General features: G+C 45.8%; 9 protein-coding genes. 1 reads left to right on the forward strand and 8 read right to left on the reverse strand.

Annotation, left to right across the window (positions count from 1 at the left end):
- Window positions 1-239 precede the first annotated feature (239 nt).
- The gene (locus tag DDT91_RS11785) at window positions 240-1,082 is read left to right on the forward strand and encodes an alpha/beta hydrolase (RefSeq protein ID WP_187176392.1); all 843 of its coding nucleotides are present in this window, start codon (window positions 240-242) and stop codon (window positions 1,080-1,082) included.
- Window positions 1,083-1,251: 169 nt separating this feature from the next.
- Here DDT91_RS11785 and DDT91_RS11790 read toward each other — a convergent pair whose 3' ends face one another.
- From DDT91_RS11790 to DDT91_RS11825, 8 genes are all read right to left on the reverse strand, one after another.
- Window positions 1,252-1,905 carry a 4'-phosphopantetheinyl transferase superfamily protein gene (locus tag DDT91_RS11790; protein WP_187176393.1) on the reverse strand — a complete coding sequence of 218 codons (654 nt, stop codon included), beginning with the start codon at window positions 1,903-1,905 and terminating at the stop codon, window positions 1,252-1,254.
- Between the two features lie 10 nt (window positions 1,906-1,915).
- Window positions 1,916-3,304 (reverse strand): MATE family efflux transporter, encoded by a 1,389-nt coding sequence (locus tag DDT91_RS11795; protein WP_187176394.1) that lies wholly within the window; start codon window positions 3,302-3,304, stop codon window positions 1,916-1,918.
- Entirely contained in the window at window positions 3,304-5,745 is a 2,442-nt protein-coding gene (locus tag DDT91_RS11800; protein ID WP_187176395.1) for a TonB-dependent receptor domain-containing protein, read from the reverse strand. Before DDT91_RS11800 ends, DDT91_RS11795 begins: the two co-directional genes overlap by 1 nt.
- 44 nt (window positions 5,746-5,789) lie before the next feature.
- Window positions 5,790-20,921 (reverse strand): non-ribosomal peptide synthetase, encoded by a 15,132-nt coding sequence (locus DDT91_RS11805; RefSeq protein WP_187176396.1) that lies wholly within the window; start codon window positions 20,919-20,921, stop codon window positions 5,790-5,792.
- A 279-nt stretch (window positions 20,922-21,200) separates the two neighbouring features.
- Entirely contained in the window at window positions 21,201-21,926 is a 726-nt protein-coding gene (locus DDT91_RS20820; protein ID WP_187176397.1) for a LytTR family DNA-binding domain-containing protein, read from the reverse strand.
- A gap of 123 nt (window positions 21,927-22,049) precedes the next feature.
- Window positions 22,050-22,238 carry a hypothetical protein gene (locus DDT91_RS11815; protein ID WP_187176398.1) on the reverse strand — a complete coding sequence of 63 codons (189 nt, stop codon included), beginning with the start codon at window positions 22,236-22,238 and terminating at the stop codon, window positions 22,050-22,052.
- A 257-nt stretch (window positions 22,239-22,495) separates the two neighbouring features.
- On the reverse strand, window positions 22,496-23,230 hold the full coding sequence (locus DDT91_RS11820; RefSeq protein ID WP_187176399.1) for a LytTR family DNA-binding domain-containing protein: 735 nt from the start codon (window positions 23,228-23,230) through the stop codon (window positions 22,496-22,498).
- Between the two features lie 182 nt (window positions 23,231-23,412).
- Entirely contained in the window at window positions 23,413-25,629 is a 2,217-nt protein-coding gene (locus DDT91_RS11825) for a histidine kinase dimerization/phosphoacceptor domain -containing protein (protein WP_187176400.1), read from the reverse strand.
- Between the last annotated feature and the right edge of the window lie 25 nt (window positions 25,630-25,654).

Here is a 25,654-nt window from a genome sequence, read left to right on the forward strand (position 1 = left end):
ATATGAAAGAAATTGATATTAAGGACTGCATAATAGCCCCGAAGCAATCTCCATGATGGACTAGTTAAAATCGTGAGACTGCTTCGTCGTACCTCCTCGCAGTGACGTCCTAAAGATAGGAAACTGCTTTATTCATGCTTCATTCGTAGTGACGATGAGACATCGTGTAATCTTTGAGATTCTAAACTTTTCACGAAACAAAACTTTTCAAAAATAGCTTTCTCCAAAAAACAGTTTTCATGAAATCCATTTTCCTTTCCCTATTCATTTTAGCCACTTTTTCCAGTTGTGCATTCAAGTCGGTCACCCGATCAAAAAATCTGACCTACTTAGAGCCTTCTGTTGATCTTCCGACAAAGCAGCTTAATGTTTTTGCTCCACGAAAAGCGGAAAAATCTCCAGTGTTGATATTCATCCATGGAGGAAGCTGGCACAGTGGACGCAAGGAAATTTACGACTTCATGGGTAGCCGCCTGGCGAGAAGGGGAGTGGTGACGGTCATCATTGATTATCCTTTGGCGCCGGATTATCAAGTTCAGGCAATGGAAAAAGCCAGTTTTCTGGCGGTCAAGTGGGTGAAGGACAACATTTCCCAATATGGAGGTGATCCGGAAAATATCTTCATTTCCGGTCACTCGGCTGGTGGACATTTGGCTGCTTTGGTGGCCATCAAAAAGGAGCCTTGGGCGGAGTTGGGACTTTCCAATCCGCTAAAAGGTGCCATTCTCAATGATCCGGCGGGTTTGGATTGGTACTGGTTTTTGACTGAGCGTAAGGAAAAATACAATGCCGAAGACAATTACGATGCCTTCACGGACAATCCGGAAGTATGGAAAGCTTACTCCCCGATCTATTTTTTGGAAGGAAACGAAGTTCCGATGCTGGTGATGGAGGGAGAAAAGACCTACCCCGGTATTCGGTTGACTGTGGAAAGATTTCGAAAAGAAGCTGAAACAAAAGGATCTGATCTTACCTATTCCTTTTATCCCAAAACCAAGCATATCCCGATGATTACGCAGTTTTTCTGGGCTTGGAGTAAAGGGTATGAGGATATATTGGGATTTATGGAAGTGGAGAAATAGAACCTCCAAGCATCCTTGAGTCGTTTTTGCGGATGGTTGCGTATTATTTCAGTGACCGAACGATGTTACCCTTGGTCTTTCTTCCTGATCGGTTTAATCGTATTTGGAGAAGTAGAGGCATTTTTGGAATTGGCTAAAAATGGCCATTAGTTTAATGTCTTTAAAACCATTAGAATGGTTTTAAATTCTCATAATTAAAGCAGGCCAATTCGTCAGAGGTCAATCTATCACTGGTAGCAATGTGACATGTATAGCCTTCGATCAGGTTGACTTCAAGTGTAAACCAAGAGCTGGAACCGATGGTAACCATGGAGTTTTGGATATTTACCTCCTTTAATGGAATGTTTAATCCTCGACCATCCGCTTTGACTGCTGCTTCTATTTGGGTCCAATAGTTAAGAAAAGCATGGTTAGGATCTTTGGCAAGCTGAATTTGATTCCATTCGGTCGCTGACATGTAATCTTGAAAGTCCGTAAAATTAACCTTAGTAACCTTTTCAACATCCACTCCCAGCCCTTGGCCCTCACCGATGATACAAACCACCAAATTCTCTGAGTGCGATATATTGAAAGAAAGTGAACCGGATACTTCAGGCTTTTTGGTGGGGGAGTAGCTGATTTGGTGTAAGATGTCAGGGATTTTATAATAAGTACAAGCCATCTCCTTCAAAATGATTTTCCCCATCAGAGCGGTGTGTGAATCTTGCCACCTTCTATATTGGACGACTTTGGACTGCATGGTCGCAGGCAATTGAACCAAATAATCCTCAAATACTTGACTTGAAAAGGGTTCAAGTATCCGGGTATAACTCAAGTAAAGCATAGGAATTCTTTTAAGCTAATTCTGACTCTATTCTAAGTTGCCCTACTTTTCTGAAAAACCGAATCGTCAAAAGAAGGGCGTTAAACGATAAACCCAAAATCAATCCTGTCCATAATCCGGAGATCCCCCAACCCATCGTAAAGGCAAAAAGATAACCTGCTGGTATTCCGATCACCCAATAGGCAATTAGTGAGAGGTAGGTAGGAATTTTTACATCTTGGATTCCTCGGAGTATTCCGGCAGAAGTCGCCTGCAATGCATCAGAAAGCTGGAATAAAGCAGTCATCAACAAGACTATCTTGGCAAATTGGATGACATCCCAATCTTTGGTAAATAAAAATGGAATATTCACGTATCCAGCAATGAGCAATACGGAGAAAATAAGTCCAAAAATAAGAGCTAAAAAGACCGTAGATCTCCCGATGGCAAAGACCGAATCCCAGTCCTTCTTTCCAAAAAAGAAAGCCACCCGGATGGATCCTGCCGTGCAGATCCCTATAGAAACGACATAGGTAAGCGATGAAATGTAGATTCCGATTTGATGAGCAGCCTGCTGCTGCACACCTAGCCAACCTGCCATCAAGCCGGAAAAAGCAAATGCTCCACTTTCAAGGGACAATTGAATCCCGACGGGCACTCCGATTTTGATGATTTCTTTTATCCTGGACAGCTTGATCCGAAAAGTCTGACTCAGATCATTCCGGTAATCCCCAAATCTATCCGACCGCAAAATCATGACAATAAATAGGATCAGCGCAATCAATTGGGTTAGCAAAGTCCCATAGCCTGCACCTTTCAGTTCCAAAGCTGGCATCCCCCAATGTCCAAAAATCAAGATGTAGTTTAGAAGAATATTGAGAGGAATCGTGATAAGGTTAAGTGTCATTACCACCCTGGTATGTCCCAAACCCTGTGCAAATCGGGAGATACTTGAAAATAAGGCAAAAGGAACCAATCTCCATGCGATAATTACCAAATAGTCTTGTGCAATCCGGGCTACCTCAAGATCCTGACCCAAATGAAATACCACTTCCTTTCCAAAATGAAAAATCAATGCAAGAAGAAGTGAAAAAATCCCTCCAATAAACATCCCATTTACCAGGATTTCGAGTGGAGATTTATAGTCTGATTTGCCCAAAGAAGCAGAAACCAAAGGAGAGATCGCCATCGTCAGTCCCATACAAAGAAGGACTGGAATCGAAATCAAATTAATGACCAAAGAGGCCGCTGCCAATTGATTACTGTGGATAGATCCCACCATCACCCCATCGATAATGGGCAAAGAGATTTGGGTTAGGTTACTAAGGACGATCGGCCAACCTAAGTTGGCAGTGAGCTTTATTTCTTCTACAAAACTGTTGGGTTGAGAAGAAAGGTCAATAGCATTTGCTCGATTCATTAGTTTCTCCTCCTTTTTTCCTCTTCCATGCTCGTCACTCTCCTTCTCGATCCCTTGATTTCCCTATTCCCAAAGTTATAAGTGAAGGTAAATAAGAGCCGTCTGGTGTCCTGTACCCGAAACTCATTGACATAAATAATGGGTGAATCACTTGTAGAAGGCCAAACGTTGGTTCTGAAGATATCCGAGACAGCTACCGAAACAGATCCTAAATTTTTCAAAATCGATTTTCTTGCTCCTACATCTACAGACCAGATCGTGCCTAATCTCTGATTGACACCCCAAAGGGTTGGGGAATTGTAAAATCCGGTTAATTCCAGGGATAAAGATTTGGGAAGCGTAAATGTGTTTTGGAGAGAGAAGGTGGCTGCAGTTGCTTTTTCATCAAAACTTACTCCTGATAGTTCAGCTTTATTTTCAATATAAAAAGCTGTCAGCGTACTGTAGGTTTCCCACCAGTCAGTTAAGGTAAGCGGGGCGCTAAAGTTGAGTGTATATTGGTATTGATCATCCAGATTGACAAAGGAGTAAATGCTGACATTATCTTCACCAGGTAAGTATAATTCAGTCATTAGATTTTTGACATGGCTAAAGGTAAAGGAGGAAGTGAGGGTGTTTTTAAAGGTATGGGTAAGCGTGGCCGCTGTCGCATACTCTGGGAGTAGAAAAGGATTGCCCTGCGAATAGAATAATTGATTCAGTAGTAATTGAAATGGGTTTAGTCTTTGGTAGGCTGGTCGGTTGATTCGCCGATTGGCACCTATCGACCAATTGTGGTTTTCGCTGGCAGCATATTCTAAGTTTAGGGAAGGAAAAAAGTCAAGGTAATCTCGATTTACAACTTGATTTTCAGTGTTTTGCTGATCTTGAAGATCACCAACAGAGCGGGTGTGTTCTGCCCTAAGACCAGTGAGCAGGTTAACCTTTTCACCAAAGCTGATGGAGTAGGAAAGATACCCTGCGCTTATTTTTTCATCATAAAAAAACGTATTGGAACGCGTAGGATCTAGAACGAATTCTCCTTCCTCTTCCTTAAAGAAATCAAATGTGTTATCAGATCCGACCGCCGAATACTTAAGTCCGGCACCTAGTTTACCTTCACCAAGGGGGCGTTCAAAGTCAACTTTGAAACTTTTGATATCAATTGTAGTAGGGAGGTTTGAAAAATAAGTAGTCTCGGAAATCAAAGTTGACCCAGAAGGATCTCTTATTTCATTAGGTTGTGTATTGTTTCTGAGATTTTCAAAAAAAGCATAGTCAGCATCTATGTTTAAGACCGTACCTTTTTTATTAGCATATCGATAATTGAGGTTAAAAGAAAGATCTGTTCGATCGATGATGGTATTACTCTCTGCCCAAAGCTGTCCATCGACAATACCATCCGAAACATTGCCGAATTTGGCGCGGTCAGAGACATTCCATAATCCCTCTGTGAAATTTCCAGTTGCTAAAAATCCAATAATGCTGTTTGGTGATAAATTAAGATCTATCCCACCTCTCAAAGAATGGATTTTTCGATCGATATTTCCAGTTGCTGCCAAGTTGACAAATTGATCGCCTTGCTGAATGGTGACCTCTTCTTTATAAGGATCCTGGTAACGATTAAACCCATAAGAGCCATAAAGATTAAGTGATTTGTTTCGGTAGTTTCCTGACAAAGAAGCGTTATAACGGGATTTGTTGCCGATGGAATAGCCAGAGTTGAAGGTTCCGTTCGCTCCAATCTCCGTGCTTTTTTTCAATCGAATATTAATTATTCCGGCAGTTCCTACAGCGTCATATTTAGCACCAGGATCAGGGATCAGTTCTATGGCCTCAATTTGGTCGGATTGTAATGATCTGAGATAGGAGTCTAGGTCTCCACCTGTTAAGGGTACGATTTTTCCATTCACTGCGACAAAAGCGCCGCTCCTTCCCATCATTCTGATGTTTCCGGAATTATCGATGAAGACATTGGGAGACTTTCGAAGTAGGTCTAAAGAGCTGATTCCTGCTGAATTGATACTTTGTTCTACATTAAAGACCACCCGGTCTTTTTTGATTTCCAACATCGGCACTTGACCTTGTACGACAACCATATCAAGTTCACTATCGGTAGCTTCCATTTTCACTTCCGGCCAAGAAACTTCCTTGTTTTCCGGCAAGTCGAACGGATCGCTGAGGTAAGATTTGAATCCGACAAAACTGATATTTAGCCAATACTTTCCAGCTTCCAAGTCAGGTAAAACAAAGCTTCCATCAGCTAATGTGTAACCGACTTTTGTCAAGCTGGAATCGGCTGCTGTATACAGCGCCACGTTGGTATAGGCAATGGGCTGATTATCATTATCAATTACTTTACCCTTAATACTTGATAAATTTTGCTGTGCTGTCACATTACTTAAAAAAATGAAAATAAATAGTAAGGTGAATGCCGTCAGCTGACATAGAATTCGTTTCATGATTGCGTTGATTTTTAGAGTTTATATAAAAATTTCTGCTTGTGTTATATTCTGTTTATCAGGGTTTCCAGTTCTCTTGCATGTTGAGTATTTCTGGTATCTGTAGTCTTCATCCCTGATTTTTGAAGGCAATCTTGGATTGCTTTGGCCAAGGACTGTACATGAGGACTTAGCATCATGGTATAGTGATTTCCTGGAGTTCCATGGATTATTAGATCGGAACTCACTGTTGCTGTCCAACCGTGACATTCGGGGATATTTTCATCTTTCCGACTACTTCTTTCAGCTTTGAAAAGGTGTGTGATCTGATCGATTTTCGTCGGTTCAAAATGTATCCTGCTATTTGTGCCGATAAGCTTTGCCCATTGTCCCAGTTCTTGCCGAGAAAATGAATCGGGAATCAGTCCTTTTGAAACAGTCCATTGATGAACCAATGAAAGCCGTTCTTTGGAATCAATTTGCTCAAGCTTTTCTTTTAGCTCATAGAAATTCAAATCGGGGCTCATGTATTCCACCAGTCGTTCGACAAGCATGATCAAATCATTGACCTCTTGTTGCTTTGAATGAAGTGTGAAGCCTCCTAAATCTGCAAGAACTTGTGGGCTAAACGAGTCCATTAACCCGATAAAGTCAATTTTTTCACCTTGTTGGAGAAGTTGATTTGCCATTTCTACAGCAACCCAACCACCCATGGAGTGACCAGCTAACTGATAAGGGCCTTGGGCTTGGACCTTTCTCATTAGGCGGATATTGAAAGCTGCTATCTCTTCTATTGATTCAAATGGATCCTCGCTGTTCAACAAACCAAAATATTGGAATCCATAAACCGGCTGATCTTTTCCGAGTGCCTTGGCTAGATCTGCCAAATAATAGGATTTGCCTTCCATCCCAGGGACTATAAAAAGTGGTCTTTTGTCTCCATTGGGCTGAAGTGGAATCAAATGCTCATTGAATAGAAAATTCTCCGCTTTACCTAAGTGAATATGATCCATCAAAGACTTGGGCGTAGGATTTTGGAAAATGATTGGAATAGGTATCTGAACCTTAAGGCCTTGGTGAATTTTTGAGATCAGCATGACAGCTTTCAATGAATTTCCGCCCAAGGCAAAAAAATCATCTTCCATTCCAATAACATCTGGACTGATGCTCAATGTGGTTGCCCAAGCTTCAATCATTGCTTTCTCTAGGTCAGTCTCCGGAGCAATAAAAACTTTCCCGGTCTTAAAATTCTCATCTGGTGCCGGCAAAGCCTTCCGGTCAATTTTACCGGAAGGGCTCAAGAGGAGTTTTTCCATGGCCACAAACCGGGCAGGAATCATGAATTCTGGTAAGGTCTGGCCAAGGAAGCTTCTGAGTTCTTCCACAGTCTTCTCCGTTTCGGAGACGTAATAGGCGCAGAGGTACTTTTCGCCCAGGTGATCCTGACGGACGGTGACGGCGGCTTCGGTGATCGCGCTGTCAGAAAGGAGGGCACTTTCGATCTCCCCGAGTTCGATACGGAATCCGCGGATTTTGACCTGTTGGTCGATTCTGCCCAGGTACTCGATTTCCCCGGTTGGGAGCCAACGGGCGAGGTCCCCGGATCGGTACATTTTTGCTCCGGGATTGAACGGGTCTGGGACAAACTTTTCGGCTGTCAGTTCGGGACGGTTTAGATAGCCTCTTCCGACACCTGCACCCCCGATGCAGAGCTCACCGGCAATTCCGATGGGAAGCTGATTGCCCTGAGCATCGAGGATATAGGTTTTGTAGTTGGGCAATGGACTTCCGATGGTAATCCGGTCAGAGTCTTCCTGTACTTTCCCCATTGTCGCACAGACGGTGGCCTCAGTTGGGCCATAGGCATTGATCAGGTTTTTGATATTGTGCCATTTTTTGGCGAGATGCACTGGCAAAGCTTCGCCTCCACAAACCACGGTATGCAGAGAGGGAATCTGGTAAGGATCCAGCTGGTTTAGCACCACGGGTGTCATGGCAGCAATCGTAATCCGGTTTTTATTGATCGTTGTTGTCAAAGGCAGGCCAGGCAAGAGGTTCTCCCTGGACCCCATGACGAGTGTCCCTCCAGCCAAGAATGCTAAAAGGATTTCGGAAACGGAAGGGTCAAAACTGAAAGATGCAAGCTGCAAAACCCGATCTTCCGTTTTGACTTTGATTTTTTGTTGCTGCGCAAAAGCCAAATTGACAACATTTCTATGTTCGATCATTGCGCCTTTGGGCCTACCAGTTGTACCTGAGGTGTAGATGATGTATGCCAAGTCAGGCGCTTTACCGATCCATACCGGATTGGATGCGGTGAAAATGATCATTCTGTCAGCCAACTCTTCTTTGCTCACCAGTTGAACCTGCGTGTTTTGGCAGATCTCTTCTAATTTCGGAAGGAGGGAGTTTTGGGTCAGGATAAGTTCCAGACCGGAATCCCCGATCATATAGGCCAGTCTGTCCACCGGATAGGATGGATCCAGGGGAACATAGGCCCCGCCGGACTTCCACACGGCAAGGATGCTGATGATCAGCTCCGGGGAGCGCTCCAGACAGATGCCGACCCTTCGCTCGGCACCGATTCCGCAGGATCTTAGGTAATGGGCGAGCCGGTTGGCTTTTTGATTCAGCTCCGAATAAGTCAACTCCTCATTCTCAAACACCAGCGCGGTATTGTAAGGATATTCCAGCACTTTAGCCTCAAAGAGTCCGTGGACCAAGGCGTTCTGGGGTACTTCCAGGATATTGCTGTTCCAGTTTCTGATCTGCTCCGATTCCTTTTCCAGGATGATCGGCAAGTCCGATAATGATGTATCGGGAGATGCACAGATATGGCCCAGCAGGTTGACAAAACGATGCGAAAGTCTTTCAATACTTTCTTTACTGAACAGCTCTTCTGCGTACACCATATCAAAACCCATGAACTGTTCCCCTTCCGAAACACTTAGGGTTAAATCAAATTTAGCCTGCGCATCATCCGATATTTGTAGTTGACGAAGTATGCTTTCACCAAGTGACAGGGAAAGTTCTCCCTCCTTCAACATCGTGAACATCACACGGACTGCATGATCCCCCAATTGGCTCGATCTCAAATCTGCTATCAGTTCGTCATAAGGATAAGAATCATTCTCAAACACTGTGAGCAAAAGCTCTTTTGTGCTTTCTAAAAACTCAAAAAACGAAAGGGAAATATCAATATGATTCCTCACTGCCAGTGTATTGACAAACATCCCGATCATTTCCTCAGTCTCGGGAAGATTTCTCCCCGCTGAGGTGGTTGCTATCACCAGATCTTGGGACTGTGCGTATTTGCTGATCAGCAGGGTGAAGGCAGAATAAAGGAAGATATAAGGAGTGGTGCCCGTCTGTGCGCATAGGCGGTCGACGCTTTCCAACAGATCTCCCTCCATCCGGAAGGAATGGATCCCTCCACGGTAGTTTCTTAGGGAAGGCTCACTAAAGTCGACAGGAAGTTCCAGAGCGGGAATGCCGTTGGAAAACATCTGTTTCCAGAATTCCGCCTGTCCAGAACGTGCCGTCAGCTGGGTTTCGGACTGCTGCCAATAGGCATAATCAATGAAACCAAGTGTATTGGTTTTCAGCGTCTTTCCCTGATAGGCATCCGCCAATGCTTTGAAGAAGGGACCATGCGACATTCCGTCCATGATAATATGGTGGGTGTCGATTGCTAAAATCTGCCTTGAAGGAGTCTGCCACAGCTCCATCCGTATCAGGGGAGCCTGCTCCAGATCAAAGGACTTGGTTCCCCAGTTTTTAAGCGCGTCTTGGGCATCACTTTCACTGAGACTGTGAACCGGGACATCAACCGTAACCCTGTCTGCCACACGCTGACGCAGTTTCCCCTCAACCAGGCTGAAAGAAACCCTGAAGGCATCATAGTGATCCACCACCTGCTGGAAAGCCTTTTCCAGCAGGGCATGATTCAAGGACCCATCTACCTCATAGGCTGCCGGCATATTGTAGAGCACGGAATTTTCTCCCAGCTGCAGTTGATGGAGGTAGACTCGTTTTTGGGCTGAGGCTAGGGGATAGCTCTCCAGTATCGGTGCTTTCCCGATACCTGGTACGGCAACCTTTTCCCTAGAATCGATCAATCTCGAAAGACTCTCTAGCGTCGGGTTCATGAAAATATCTTTGACCGAGACTTTTAATTGAAAAGTTTGGCCGATCCGGCCTACAAGCTGCACACACCTTAGCGAGTTTCCTCCCAATGAGAAGAAGTCATCATTAATACCGATCTCTTCGGAATTAAGCCCTAATACTGAAGCCCATAATTTCACAAGCCACTTTTCTGTTTCTGTTTTAGGCATCACGAATTCAGTTCCTGTTTTTATACTGGCATCGGGCTCTGGTAATGCCTTACGGTCTGTCTTACCACTGCCGGTAAGGGGAAGCTTATCCAATTGTACAAAGCGTGAGGGAACCATAAACTCAGGCAGGGTAAGGGAAAGGGCTTCTCGCAACTCATGAATGGTTTTTTCCTCATCAGCTACAAAATAGGCACACAAGTACTTTTCACCCTGTGCATCGGTTCGGGCGATTACTGCTGCTGTTGCGACCCCCTTTATGGCCAAGAGCGCACTTTCGATTTCACCACACTCAATTCGATACCCGCGGATTTTGACCTGATGGTCTATTCTTCCCAAAAACTCTACTTCTCCATTTGACAGCCATCGTGCCAGATCGCCGGATCGATATAGCCGTCCTCCTTCACGGGAAGAATCTGGAATAAACTTCTCGGCGGTGAGTTCAGGACGGTTGAGATAGCCGCGGGCAAGTCCATCACCACCAATGCATAATTCACCTGCCATTCCTATCGGTAAAGGATTGCCTGATTGGTCAAGAATGTGGATTTGATAATTAGGAAGAGGACGCCCTAGAACCACTCGCTTCACATCACTTTGAATAGGTCGAAGGGTTGTGTTTACAGTCGCTTCTGTAGGCCCATAGGCATTGATGAGTCTTTTTTTGGATGCCCAACGACGAGCTAATTCCATGGACAGGGCCTCACCTCCTGCGTAGACGGTGTATAAATGCGGTAAATCATCAGGTGATAAGTACCCCAATGCGGTAGGAGTAAGTTTGATATGGGATATTTGATAGTGATTCAGCGTCTCGGTTAGGGCCGGACCTGGCATTAGGTTTTCATGATCTGCGATGACAAGGGTCCCACCGTTAGCAAATGCCATCAAAAGGTCTGCAACTGATACATCAAAACAGATCGAAGCAAACTGCAATATTCTAGGCATTGCAACCAATGCCATGCTGTCTTTGTATGCAAAAGCCAAGTTTACAGCAGTACGGTGCTCCACCATCACCCCTTTGGGCTTGCCCGTTGAGCCAGAGGTATAGATAATGTAGGCTAAGTCAAAAGGACGGGAAGGGCATTGTATTTTGGTAGTTGAGAATGATTTTAATTCCGAACCCAAGTGTTCGAGAATAAGCATGCGTGTAGGCAAACCTTCCGAGGCCTTTTCAGCTACAGTAATGGCAGCTTCATGGGTAAGTAGCAAACCCACCTCTGCATCTTGGAGCATGTAATGCAATCGGTCTACCGGATAGGATGGATCGAGTGGGACATACGCACCTCCGGCTTTCCAAACTGCCAAAATGCTTACAATCAATTCAGGAGACCGCTTCATTAACAGACCGACAAGTTCTCCTGGTTTTATTCCCCTGACAATGAGCAATCGGGCCAGTTGGTTGGCTTTGCTTTCTAATTCCTTATACTTAAGCTCTCTGTCTTTGTATACCAATGCCATGTTCTCTGGAAAAAGCCTGACAGTGGATTCGAATAGTTCGGATAGGGTTTGACTAGTAGGGTATTTCTGGAATGTGTGGTTCCATTCTGAAATCATTCTTTTTTCTTGATCCACCAGGATACTGAATTCCCTCAATGACTTATCTGGTCTTTGAATAGCCTGCTGCAGCAGGAACTCATATCGTGATGCCAATAGGGAGATGGTTTCAGGATCAAAAAGTTCAAAAGGATAAATGATGGAAAAGTCGATGGACTCGGCCCCTTCTATTCCACTGAAGGTCAGGTCGAACTTGGATTGCAGCGCACCTCCTGCATCCAAGGGAGATAATCTCAAACTGTCTATGGACGTCTTCTCGACCCCTTGAGGCATCATTGTGAACATCGCGCGGACAGGAGTTTTGAAGTTTTCCTTCTGTCGCAGATCGGTCACCAGGTCTTCATACGGATAGCTGTCGTTCTCAAAACTTTCCAACAAAACCTTTTTGTTAGAATCCAGATAGGCGATGAATGATGAGTCTTCCGGTAAATCCGTGCGGATCGCCAACGTATTGACCAGCATGCCCACCATGTCTTCCAGTTCGGGCAAGTTTCTACCTGAAGAGGTCGTGCCCACAATCAATTCTGATTGGCCTGCATACTTTCCAACCAATAGTGCAAAGACAGAATAAAGCACCATGAAAGGGGTGGTGCCCGTTTGGGCTGCCAGTTGTTGTACACTTTCCACGGTACTTAATCCAAGTTGGAAATGGAGCGTGCCCCCTGCATGGGTACGGTTGGTGGGAATAGGGAAGTCATAGGGCAGTTCAAGCGCTGGGATTCCTTTGGCGTAAATCCTCTGCCAGTAAGCTCTCTGCCTGGCAATCACAGCTTGTTGTTCTTCAGATTGTTGCCAATAGGCGTAGTCGGTATACTGGACCGAAGGAACAGAGAGTCCCAGTCCGGCATAAGCTTTCGACAATGATTCAAAGAAGGGTCCATACGACATTCCGTCCATGATGATATGGTGGGTGTCGATGGCCAAAAGCTGCCTGGACGGAGTCTGCCAGAGCTCCATCCGGATGAGTGGGGCAAATTCCAAGTCAAAAGGTTCTTTTCCCCAGTTCCTGAGCTGATCCAACAGCTCTGAGTCCGATAAATTCCTGGCAGGAACAGTGACTTTTACAGCTGAGGCAACCTGCTGCCTGAGCTCACTGTCCTCCAATGAAAATGAAGTTCTAAAAGAGGAGAAACAGTCCACGACCTGTTGGAAAGCCTTTTCCAGCATGGCATGATCCAATGTGCCGTCTACCTGATAGACTGCGGGCATATTGTAGAGTGTGGATTCAGCCCCTTGCTGCAGTTGATGGAGGTAGACTCGTTTTTGAGCCGGGGCCAAGGGATAGCTGTCCAGTATCGGTGCCTTGGTGATTTTCAAAGCTGCCGATTGCTCTTTGGAAGCAATCAAAACAGCTAAGCCCGCTATGGTGGGGTTGGTAAAGATATCCTTTACCGATACGGAGGTCTGTGTTTCCTGAGAGAGCCTTCCTGCCAGCTGGGCAGATTTAAGAGAATCCCCTCCGAGGGCAAAGAAGCTGTCCCGGGTACTGATGGATTCTGGATTCAGAGCCAAAAGTTGCGCCCAAAGTCGGACAATGGCTATTTCCAGTTCAGTTGCCGGGGCAACAAATTCAGCGCCTGTCAGGATACTTCCCCCGGGATCGGGCAAGGCTTTGCGGTCAATTTTGCCGGAAGGGCTCAAGGGGAGTTTTTCCATGGCCACAAAGCGGGCAGGAATCATGAATTCTGGTAAGGACTGGCCAAGGAAGCTTCTGAGTTCTTCCACAGTCTTCTCCGTTTCGGAGACGTAATAGGCGCAGAGGTACTTTTCACCCAAGTGATCCTGACGGACGGTGACGGCGGCTTCGGTGATCGTGCTGTCAGAAAGGAGGGCACTTTCGATCTCCCCGAGTTCGATTCGGAATCCGCGGATTTTGACCTGTTGGTCGATTCTGCCCAGGTACTCGATCTCTCCGGTTGGGAGCCAACGGGCGAGGTCCCCGGATCGGTACATTTTTGCTCCGGGATTGAATGGGTCTGGGACAAACTTTTCGGCAGTCAGTTCGGGACGGTTTAGATAGCCTCTTCCGACACCTGCACCTCCGATGCAGAGCTCACCGGCAATTCCGATGGGAAGCTGATTGCCCTGAGCATCGAGGATATAGGTTTTGTAGTTGGGCAATGGACTTCCGATGGTAATCCGGTCAGAATCTTCCTGTACTTTCCCCATTGTCGCACAGACGGTAACCTCTGTCGGGCCATAGGCATTGATCAGATTTTTGGTTGCGTCCCATTTTTCTGCAATGGTGACAGGGAGAGGTTCGCCTGCACTAAGCACCGTGTGAAGCAAAGGCAGCTGATGAGGATCCATGTGATTCAGCACGACTGGGGTGAGAACCGCCATCGTAACTCGCTGCTTCATCATGGTTTGGACGATCGAAGGACCTGGTACTAAGTTTTCTTTGGAAGCGACCACTAGCCCTGCCCCGGAGGCCAAAGCCAGTAGTATTTCAAAAACAGAAGCATCAAAGCTGGAGGAAGCGAACTGCAGAACCCGGTCGGTGGACTTTACCGAGATGGTATGTTGCTGCGCGATGGCCAGATTCACTGCATTGCGGTGCTCGAGCATCACCCCCTTTGGCTTTCCGGTGGTACCTGAAGTGTAGATCATGTAAGCCAAACTATCGGCAGTATTCAGCAAAGCAGGGTTTGTCTCTGGATATGCGGCTAAGACCTTCTCTAATCCTTCCTTGTTCACCGGCTTTACCTGCGTGTTTTGGCAGATCTCCTCCAATAGTGGAAGGAGGGAGTTTTGGGTTAGGATAAGTTCCAGACCGGAATCCTCGATCATATAGGCTAGTCTGTCCACCGGATAGGATGGATCCAGGGGAACATAGGCACCGCCAGACTTCCATACGGCAAGGATGCTGATGATCAGCTCCGGAGAGCGCTCCAGACAGATACCGACCCTTTGCTCGGGACTGATGCCACAGGATCTGAGGTAATGGGCGAGCCGGTTGGCTTTTTGATTCAGCTCCGAATAAGTCAACTCCTCCTGTTCAAACACCAGGGCAGTGTTCCCGGGGTACTCCAGCACTTTAGCCTCAAAGAGTCCTTGGACCAGAGCGTTCTGGGGTACTTCCACGATATTGCTGTTCCAGTTTCTGATCTGCTCCGATTCCTTTTCCAGGATGATCGGCAAGTCCGATAATGATGTATCGGGAGATGCACAGATATGGCCCAGCAGGTTGACAAAACGCTCTGCCAGGAGAGTGATGCTTTCCATGCTGAACAGTTCGGCTGCATAGGCGATTTCAAAGTCGATGCGGTCTTGATTTTCCGTACCGCTGAAGGTGAGGTCAAACTTGGCGGGAGATTCTCCTCCGAAAGGCAGGGCGTTGAGTTTGCATCCGTCCAGAGCCAGGCTTTCTTCGCTTTCCTTGAGCATGGTGAACATGACCCGTACAAGATTCTCCTGATGGCCTTGTGCCCTCAGTTTGGCGACCAGTTCGTCATACGGGTAGGCATCATTTTCAAAGGCAGATAGCAACAGCTGCTTGGTGTTTTCCAAAAATCCATTAAACGATCGGGAAGGATCAATTTGATTGCGAACAGCCAGTGTATTGACAAACATGCCTATCATTTCCTCAGTCTCGGGAAAGTTTCTTCCCGCCGAGGTGGTTGCGATCACCAGATCCTGGGTCTGGGCGTATTTGCTGATCAGCAGAGTGAAGGCAGAATAAAGGAAGATAAAGGGAGTGGTTCCGGTCTGTGCACAGAGGCTTTGGATATTTTCCAACAGGCCTCCCTGGATCCGGAAGGAATGGGTTTCACCGAGGTAGTTTCTCAGGACAGGCTCATTAAAGTCGACCGGAAGTTCCAGAGTGGGAATGCCGTCGGCAAACATCTGGTTCCAGAAGGCAGACTGCCCTTCTCTGAAGGACTGTTGAGCTAGGTCCTGCTGCCAATAGGCATAATCGATGAAACCAAGTGTGTCGGTTTTTAGCTCTTTTCCCTGATAGGCATCCGCCAAAGCCTTGAAGAATGGTCCATAGGACATTCCGTCCATGATGATATGGTGGGTGTCGATGGCCAAGATCTGCCTGGACGGAGTCTGCCAGAGCTCCATCCGGATGAGGGGGGCAAATTCCAAGTCAAAAGGTTTTTTTCCCCAGTTCCTGAGCTGATCCAACAGCTCTGAGTCCGATAAATCCTTGGCAGGAACAGTGACTTTTACAGCTGAGGCAACCTGCTGCCTGAGCTCACTGTCCTCCAATGAAAATGAAGTTCTAAAAGAGGAGAAACAGTCCACGACCTGTTGGAAAGCCTTTTCCAGCAGGGCATGATCCAATGTGCCGTCTACCTGATAGACTGCGGGCATATTGTAGAGTGTGGATTCAGCCCCTTGCTGCAGTTGATGGAGGTAGACTCGTTTTTGAGCAGGGGCCAAGGGATAGCTGTCCAGTATCGGCGCCTTGGTGATTTTCAAAGCTGCCGATTGCTCTTTGGAAGCAATCAAAACAGCTAAGTCCGCTATGGTGGGGTTGGTAAAGATATCCTTTACCGATACGGAGGTCTGTGTTTCCTGAGAGAGCCTTCCTGCCAGCTGGGCAGATTTAAGAGAATCCCCTCCGAGGGCAAAGAAGCTGTCCCGGGTACTGATGGATTCTGGATTCAGAGCCAACAGTTGCGCCCAAAGTCGGGCAATGGCTATTTCCAGTTCAGTTGCCGGGGCAACAAATTCAGCGCCTGTCCACACTTTTTCCCCGGGATCGGGCAGGGCTTTGCGGTCAATTTTGCCGGAAGGGCTCAAGGGGAGTTTTTCCATGGCCACAAAGCGGGCAGGAATCATGAATTCTGGTAAGGTCTGGCCAAGGAAGCTTCTGAGTTCTTCCACAGTCTTCTCCGTTTCGGAGACGTAATAGGCGCAGAGGTACTTTTCGCCCAAGTGATCCTGACGGACGGTGACGGCGGCTTCGGTGATCGTGCTGTCAGAAAGGAGGGCACTTTCGATCTCCCCTAGTTCGATTCGGAATCCGCGGATTTTGACCTGTTGGTCGATTCTGCCCAGGTACTCGATCTCTCCGGTTGGGAGCCAACGGGCGAGGTCCCCGGATCGGTACATTTTTGCTCCGGGATTGAATGGGTCAGGGACAAACTTTTCGGCTGTCAGTTCGGGACGGTTCAGATAGCCTCTTCCGACACCCGCACCTCCGATGCAGAGCTCACCGGCAATTCCGATGGGAAGCTGATTGCCCTGAGCATCGAGGATATAGGTTTTGTAGTTGGGTAGTGGTTTTCCAAGCACTATTCGATCAACCCCTTCTGTAATCTCTCCTCTTGTGGTAAGCACGGTTACTTCTGTAGGGCCGTAGGCGTTGATCAGTGTCGTGCCACCTGCCCATCTGAGAGCAATACTCAAGGGCAGAGCTTCTCCGGCACTCAAAACCGTATGAAGCAATGGTACCTGCTTGGGCTCCATGTGGTTTAATGCCGTCGGCGTCAACATGGTGACGGTGATTCCCTGACGGTTCAAAGTATCCGTCAGTGCTATACCCGGCATAATATCCTCTCGGCGTGAAACAACTAATGCTGCTCCTGTGGTAAGGCCGATAAGTATCTCCCAAACTGAGGCATCAAAACTGGTAGAGGCAAACTGCAAAACACGGTCATTGGGAGTGATTTTTACCGACTTATACTGGCCAAAAGCCAGATTGACCGCATTGCGATGTTCAATCATGGCACCCTTTGGTTTACCCGTTGTGCCTGAGGTATAGATGATGTAAGCTAGATTCTCCGGGCCGTTAACAGGTATTGGATTCTGATCTGGGTAAGTTGTCAAGATAGTTCCCAATTCCTCTTTGCTCACCGGCTTTACCTGCGTGTTTTGGCAGATCTCCTCCAATAGTGGAAGGAGGGAGTTTTGGGTCAGGATAAGTTCCAGACCGGAATCCCCGATCATATAGGCCAGTCTGTCCTCGGGATAGGATGGATCCAGGGGAACATAGGCACCGCCGGACTTCCATACGGCAAGGATGCTGATGATCAGTTCTGCGGAACGCTCCAGACAGATACCGACCCTTTGCTCGGGACCGATGCCACAGGATCTGAGGTAATGGGCGAGCCGGTTGGCTTTTTGATTCAGCTCCGAATAAGTCAACTCCTCATTCTCAAACACCAGGGCAGTGTTCCCGGGGTACTCCAGCACTTTAGCCTCAAAGAGTCCGTGGACCAGAGCTTTCTGGGGTACTTCCACGATATTGCTGTTCCAGTTTCTGATCTGTTCGGATTCCTTTTCCAGGATGATCGGCAAGGCCGATAAAGAGGCCAGTGGAGATGCACAGATATGGCCCAGCAGGTTTACAAAACGCTCTGCCAGGAGAGTGATGCTTTCCATGCTGAACAGTTCTGCTGCATAGGCGATGTCAAAGTCGATGCGGTCTTGATTTTCCGTACCGCTGAAGGTGAGGTCAAACTTGGCGGGAGATTCTCCTCCGAAAGGCAGGGCGTTGAGTTTGCATCCGTCCAGGGCGAGGCTTTCTTCGCTTTCCTTGAGCATGGTGAACATGACCCGTACAAGATTCTCCTGATGGCCCTGTGCCCTCAGTTTGGCGACCAGTTCGTCATACGGGTAAGCATCATTTTCAAAGGCAGATAGCAGGAGTTGCTTGGTGCTTTCCAGAAATCCATTAAACGATAGGGAAGGATCAATTTGATTGCGAACAGCCAGTGTATTGACAAACATGCCGATCATATCCTCAGTCTCGGGAAAGCTTCTTCCCGCCGAGGTGGTCGCGATCACCAGATCCTGGCTCTGGGCGTATTTGCTGATCAGCAGAGTGAAGGCAGAATAAAGGAAGATAAAGGGAGTGGTTCCGGTCTGTGCACAGAGGCTTTGGATATTTTCCAACAGGTCTCCCTGGATCCGGAAGGAATGGGTTTCACCGAGGTAGTTTCTCAGTACTGGCTCATTAAAGTCGACCGGAAGTTCCAGAGTGGGAATGCCGTCGGCAAACATCTGGTTCCAGAAGGCAGACTGTCCTTCTCTGAAAGACTGTTGAGCTAGGTCCTGCTGCCAATAGGCATAATCGATGAAACCAAGTGTGTCGGACTTTAGCTCTTTTCCCTGATAGGCATCCGCCAAAGCCTTGAAGAAGGGTCCATAGGACATTCCGTCCATGATGATATGGTGGGTGTCGATGGCCAAAAGCTGCCTGGAGGGAGTCTGCCAGAGCTCCATCCGGACGAGGGGAGCTTTTTCCAGATCAAAGGGGGTTGTTCCCCAGTTTTTCAGAGCATAATGGACATTATCCTCGCTGAAACTGTGAAAAGGAATATCCACTACCAACTTATCTTTCACTTCTTGGCGTAGTTCGCCATTGACTAGGCCGAAAGAAACCCTGAAGGAATCATAGGCGTCCACTACTTGCTGGAAAGCCTTTTTCAGAAGATCAAGATCCAAAGAGCCTTCCACCTCATAGACTGCGGGCATATTGTAGAGTATTGATTCCTCTCCTTGTCGAAGATGGTGTAGGTAGACACGCTTCTGTGCCGATGCGAGTGGATAGCTGTCTTGTACAGGTGCTTTGGCAATCACCGATGAGGCACTTTTATCCTTTTTGGCGATGAGTTGGGATAAACTTTCGATCGTAGGATTGGTGAAGATATCTTTCACCGACACGGCAGTCTGGGTTTCCTGAGCAAGTCTTCCGGCGAGCTGAGCGGCCCTGAGAGAATCTCCTCCGAGGGCGAAGAAGCTGTCCTGCGTGCTGATGGATTCTGGATTCAGACCCAACAGTTGCGCCCAAAGTCGGGCAATGGCTATTTCCAATTCAGTTGCCGGGGCAACAAATTCCACGCCTGTCAGCACAGTATACCCCGGATCAGGTAAGGCCTTTCGATCTACTTTTCCGTTTGGAGTGAGGGGGAATTGGTACAAGTGCATAAAGCGAGCAGGGATCATGTAGGCAGGCAGGGATCGGGCAAGAAAATTCCTGAGTTCGACCATGGGCAGTTCTTCTTGAGCGACGTAGTAGGCACAGAGAAAGTCTGCTCCAGATTCTCCTTGAAGGACAGTAACGACGACGTCTTTTATCCCTTGGAAAGTGAGTAGTGTGCTTTCGATCTCTCCAAGTTCGATCCGGAATCCCCTGAGTTTGACCTGCTGATCGATTCTTCCGAGGTGTTCGACTTCCCCGTTTGGCAGCCATCGTGCGAGGTCTCCGGTACGGTACATTCGTTCTCCCGTATTGAAAGGGTTTGGGACAAACTTTTCGGCGTTGAGTTCGGGACGGTTGAGGTATCCTCTTGCCAGCCCGTCGCCGGAAATATGGAGTTCACCGGAGATTCCAACGGGCAGCTGAGCACCTTCTTGATCGAGGATGTAGAACTGGGTGTTTGGCAGAGGTTTTCCGATCGTGATACGGTCTGAGTTGGGCTGAATAAGGGAGGCAGAGACCTCGATGGTTGCTTCGGTGGGTCCGTAGGCATTGAACAGTTTGGTGTGTTTGACCCATCTTTGGGCGATTTCTTTTCGGAGAGCTTCACCACCGGAGACGACGACCTGAAGCTCGGGTAAGCCTGAAGGGTCGAGTAGAGCGAGTACGGAAGGAGGTGCAGTGAAGTGGGTGATTTGATAGGTGTTGAGGGTATGAGAAAGAGGCAGATCGGGGAGGAGCTGATCTGCTTTGGCAATGACGAGAGTGGCGCCGGATGCGAGCGGCAGGAGGATTTCCCATAGGGAGGTGTCAAAGCTTAGGGAGGCAAACTGGAGGAATCTGGATTCGGGCGTGACCCTGAATCGCTTGGTCTGAGCTGGGATGAGATTGGCCAGTCCCCGGTGCTCGAGTAGGACACCTTTTGGTTTTCCGGTGGAACCGGACGTATAGATGACGTAGGCGAGGTCGGAGAGGGAGGTTTGGCGATTGGGGTTTTGGTCGGAGAAGAGGAAGCTGTTTCCGAGGAATTCTTCCCAAACAAGGATCTTTCCCGAGAAGAGCTCCAAAGGGGACTTGGAATTCTGAACTTGAAAATGGGTTAGGATCAGCTTAGGATTAGCATCCTGAATCATGAAGTGTAGTCTGTCAGTAGGGTAATCGGGATCGAGGGGGAGATAGGCAGCTCCGGCCTTCCAGACGGCAAGGATGGAGATGATAAGTTCCGGAGACCGGTCCATGCAGATACCGACGAGGCTTTCTGTTCCGATTCCGTTGGCCATGAGGCAATGTGCAAGCTGATTGGCCTGCTGGTTGACTTGTGCATAGGTCCAAGCCTTGTGTTCAAAGACCAGTGCGGTGTGATTGGAGTATTGATCAGCGACCTGTTCAAAGAGCTGATGGGTAGCGGTTTTTTCGGTATTTATGGAGTCGAAAAGCATGTTAAAAGTTCTAATCAAGGGTTTGTGTTGATAAGAGGAATTCTGAATACATAGGATTGACAAGTTTGGCCAATCCAGGACCGAGGATCAGCCAGAGGGTTAGGTAAAAAATCTTGGAATAGAGGCCCAGAATGCTGATTGAGAAAAGGATGATTTAAATTTCATAGTCAAATCGTTTTCATTTGACTGAATTTACCCTCAATACTAGCCTGTATTTTGGCCTTGGGAAGAACTTACATTTCTTGTCGAAGAAGTGCTAAAAAATGTCAATCTGGAAGATTACAGGATTTTGATTTGGCTTAGAAGCCATCTGTATTGTTGCCTTCCTATTGGGATTTCTCTGTTGTCAATTTGGATTGATTCAGCGTGTATGCTTTCTATTTTTTCCAAATTGATCAAGAACGATTTATGCACTCTCGCGAATCGTTTATCTTTGATTTTCTCCTCCAGCTCTTTTAAGGACGCACGAATACTATATTTCTTTCCACTTGTGAAAATCTGGGTATAATTGGCATCTGCCTCCAAATAGATGATGTCCTCAAATTTGAGTTTTACCAAGGCACTGTTGGATCGAATAAAAAAACTGTCTTCGAAAATGAAGCTATGTGAGGACTGGATTCCTGTTGGAAAAAAGCCCTGTTTGGTTTTGCTGGAGCTGAAGACTTTTCTTGTGTTATCAGGTTCATCCGATTCCAAATCCTTCTCTTTGGCAGTAGAACCAAAAGGGTTGTATTCACCATCAATGACTCCTTTCAATGGGGTCGATTTGCACGGAAGTACACCCTCTTGATGCGCTGTTTTTGGGATGTCCAAAATTCCTTTTACTTTTTGATTTCCATCAACCTCAACTGACAAAACTTTACAAGTGTTGATGTTTTGACTTAAGGTCTTTTGGGTTTCCTTTTTGCTCAGAATAGTCCATGTTACGTCATATCCTGAGGATTCCAACAGAATTTTGATTCGGTCGGCTTGAGGAATTTCATGTTCAAGAATAAAAATCTTCACTGCTTTCAATTTTGGACTGAGTTAGATGAATTAGATGCTAAGTGATTGTTTATCAGTAAAATATTAGGTTGTTTTTATGTGTTTTAAGAATTAAACCTTTTAATGATCTTCCTTAATGCCCATTTAACCTGATGCAAAAACATACCAAGGTCTGATACCTACTTTACTTTCGAGCATGGCCCAAGCTTTCTCCATCCAAAAGGAAGAAGTCAAAAATGATCCTGTTTGTATGCCATCTTTTGGTTCCATTTTCTGGAGAGCCATCCCTCCGTCAAAGCGAATTGGAGGGAAGAATCTGTCTCCGGGATTCAAGAGCTATCAGCTTTTTAGGAAAAGCAAAAGAAGTCTGGCGTCCCTTCTCAACTAAGGTGTAGTTCAAACCACAAGTTGGATCTCATCACAAAGAGGTCAGAACCTCTTTTTCAAAATAGATTTTGGAATTTTCATGATTCAATTGATTTAATCTTTCAAAGCAATCGAATCTATTTCCAATCCGGATAAGTGTAACCTTTTCAGGGAGTAATACACAAAGAATGTGAAAGAAAGGTGAAAAAATGTCAATCTGCCACTTACAGCATTTTGATTTGCTGGAGAAGCCAGCTGTATTGATTTCGGCTGATAGGAATCTCTTTCCCAGAGATGTGGACCGACTCTGCCTGAATACTGTCTATTTCTGCCAGGTTGATTAAAAAGGATTTATGAACTCGTACAAATCGGTTTGGGTCCAACTTTCCTTCCAGTTCCTTCAGGGTAGACCTGATCACAAACTTCTTGTCTTTGGAATGGACCTGGGTATAGTTGGCATCCGCTTCCAGGTAGATGATGTCTTGAAGCTTAAGCTTGACCAGCATCCCATTGGTACGGATAAAAAGACTATCGCTAAGTACAAAATCCTGTGAATTTTCTTCTTCCTTTTTTCTCGTCTGATCCTTGGCAAAGTTGGCCATGGCCAGTTCGATCCCAGCCAAGATTTCTTTTTCATTGAATGGTTTTACCAAGTATCCGTAGGGATTTACTTCCTTGGCTCGGTTGATGGTATGGATATCTGCATGGGAAGTCAGCATGATAAAGGGCAGATGGTAATTTTCGTTGATTTCTGCCGCCAGTTCTATGCCGTCTTTGCCACCTTTTATCTGAATATCCAACAGTGCGAGATCAGGGGATTTTTCATCGATCAGGGCCAAGGCTTCCCGACTGCTGATGGCGATTCCGCATACTTCATAGCCCAGTTCTTCCAGGATTTCTTTCAGGTCTTCTGCAATGACCAGTTCATCTTCCACGATCAATATTTTCAACTTGCTCAATTTCTTGGGTATGGTTTATTAGAATATTTGATTTCCTTTTCTTTCTGATTTGATTTTGCTGTGGATCAAGTTTATGGCAGATGGACTGATCAGTTTTGGTTATAAAATTTCATCTTCGACTCTTCAAGAACTTCCGGATAATTTTGTTCGTGGGTTGAAAAATTCTTAGGAGTCAAATTGATTTAGGCAGCTATGGGTTGGTCTGAGAAGTCAATCTCAAAAGAAGCACCCGGCTGAGGTACAATTTTGAGTTTTCCGTTGATTTGTCTAGTCAGCGTCTTTACCAGCTTCAATCCAAGAGATTTTGCATTTTCAATATCCAGATTTTCGCTGAGTCCTTTGCCTGAATCTTTGATCAGCAGAGAATAAGAGCCAGGTAGTTTTTGTGTAAAATGAATGATGATTTCTCCATGATTCTGTTCTTCAAAAGCATATTTGAGTGAGTTGGACAGGAGTTCATTGGTGATCAATCCCAAAGGAATGGCCATATCCATATCCAAATTGACATCTGTCGCCTCAATGGTGATTTTGATGTCTTTATCAGACCGATAGGTTTGGGTCAAAAAGTCACTGAGCTGCTGGATGTACTCCTGCATATTGATCTTGGAAAGGTTTTCATACTGATAGAGCTTTTCGTGGATCAAGGCCATGGTTTTGACCCTGCTTTGACTTTCTTTCATCGCATCTTTCATTTTATCATCCTTCAAGCCACGTGTTTGCATACTCAGCAAGCTGGAAATAATCTGAAGGTTGTTTTTTACCCGATGGTGAATTTCTTTCAGCAATAGTTCTCGTTCTGCACTTTGTTTGGCGATTTCTCCGTTTTTGGTTTCCAGCTCATCATTGTATTTTTTGCGGATGGTGGATTGTCTAAAAAATAATCCTGCTATCCCAAAGAGAATTACCAGCCCGCCTACACTGAGATAGATTTGTGCTTGCTGCTTTTCGGATCTTAAATTCTGAAGTTCTTTTTCTTGTTCCAGATCAGCTATTGCTTTGTCCTTTTTTTCTGTTTCATACTGAGTTTCCAGTTCAGCTAATTGTTTGTTTTTAGTTTCATTGAATACAGAGTCTTTGTAGGCTTGATAGAGGGTCAAGTTTTCGAATGCTTTTTGATAATTGCCCATTAGCTGATAGGTTTCAGCCAGACCCTGATAAGACTCTTGGAGATCAGCAGGGATATTGAGGTTTTTTCTGATTGCAAGAGAGCGTTCAATGAATTCCAGGGCAGATTTATAGTCTCCTATTTTATTAAAAGCTATGCCAATATTGAAAAGGTATCCAGCTGATTCTTGAGGATTTTCATCTCCAAAATTATCCAAGGCCCTTTTGAAATAACCAATTGCTTCTTTATGATTTTCTTTCTCCATTTCAACATTTCCCAACATGCCGTAGATGATTCCCGCATCTAAAGTAAAACCATTGGGTTCGTAGAACTCCAGACATTTCTGTGCATAGACTACAGCTGAGTCTAAATCTTTTGAATCAAAGTGGTATTCAAGTAAGTAGGAATTGAGATTGGCAATATCAAGTAAATTTTGATTGTCTTTAAAATTGGTTTTACTCGTCATTAAGGCTTTATACCTCTTTTGATCATCTCCCAAAAATTCGTAGATGCCAGCTAATCTATAATTGATTTTTCCGATTGCTACCTTGTTCTTGTTATGTTCAGCCACTCGTAGTGCTTTCAGCAGCACTTTGAGTGCCTCGTCTTGTCGGTTTAAGCCGATCCAAGCGAGATTTGTATTGATGTAAAGGCCTATCCACCTATTTTCCAAAGAATCCAAGTAAGTGGCAATTAAGGAATCCGCTTTGGTAAAAAATTCTAGTGCCTTCTGGTATTGGGATCTTTTGACAAAGGCTAGTCCTATATTTTCGTTTACACTTGCCATAGATAGGGTATCCTTTTCCTGCTGAAATATAGGAAGGGCCTCTTGATAGTTTAAAATAGCCGAATCATAAAATCCCCCCTTCTCCTGCATAACACCAATATTCATGGCCATTCCGGCTTTTTCATTTAGCATTTTGGCATTGGAATAAATAGTTTTAGCTCTCTTAAATGCTTCCTTTGCAGCTGTGATATCCCCCCTGTAATATTCCAACGTACCAAGTCCCATTTCCAAATTGCCCAAAACATCAGCATCTCGGATTTCCTTGGATTTTTTTAAAGTAACCTTCAAAAAATCAAATACCATAGGATCAAGATCCTCAGAGGCATTATTGACTATGTCCTTAATCGTATTTCTTGCATCTAAATGTTTTTGAGCTTTGATTTGAGACCAAAAGATTTTTTCATAATAAGCCAACGAGTCTTTGGCCCAAGTACTTCTTTGGGAATAGCCATTAGTTAATTGAAATAGACCAAGAAAGACAAAACAAATTTTGATACACTGGTTCATAATTGGGACAAAATGATTTAAGAAA

The organism is Algoriphagus sp. AK58, from assembly GCF_014324365.1.
Taxonomy (GTDB): domain Bacteria; phylum Bacteroidota; class Bacteroidia; order Cytophagales; family Cyclobacteriaceae; genus Algoriphagus.

Bases quoted from the DNA above. Each gene is read 5' to 3' on its own strand.
- DDT91_RS11785 (WP_187176392.1), top strand. From the start codon at position 240: ATGAAATCCATTTTCCTTTCCCTATTCATTTTAGCCACTTTTTCCAGT.
- DDT91_RS11790 (WP_187176393.1), bottom strand. From the start codon at position 1,905: ATGCTTTACTTGAGTTATACCCGGATACTTGAACCCTTTTCAAGTCAA.
- DDT91_RS11795 (WP_187176394.1), bottom strand. From the start codon at position 3,304: ATGAATCGAGCAAATGCTATTGACCTTTCTTCTCAACCCAACAGTTTT.
- DDT91_RS11800 (WP_187176395.1), bottom strand. From the start codon at position 5,745: ATGAAACGAATTCTATGTCAGCTGACGGCATTCACCTTACTATTTATT.
- DDT91_RS11805 (WP_187176396.1), bottom strand. From the start codon at position 20,921: ATGCTTTTCGACTCCATAAATACCGAAAAAACCGCTACCCATCAGCTC.
- DDT91_RS11825 (WP_187176400.1), bottom strand. From the start codon at position 25,629: ATGAACCAGTGTATCAAAATTTGTTTTGTCTTTCTTGGTCTATTTCAA.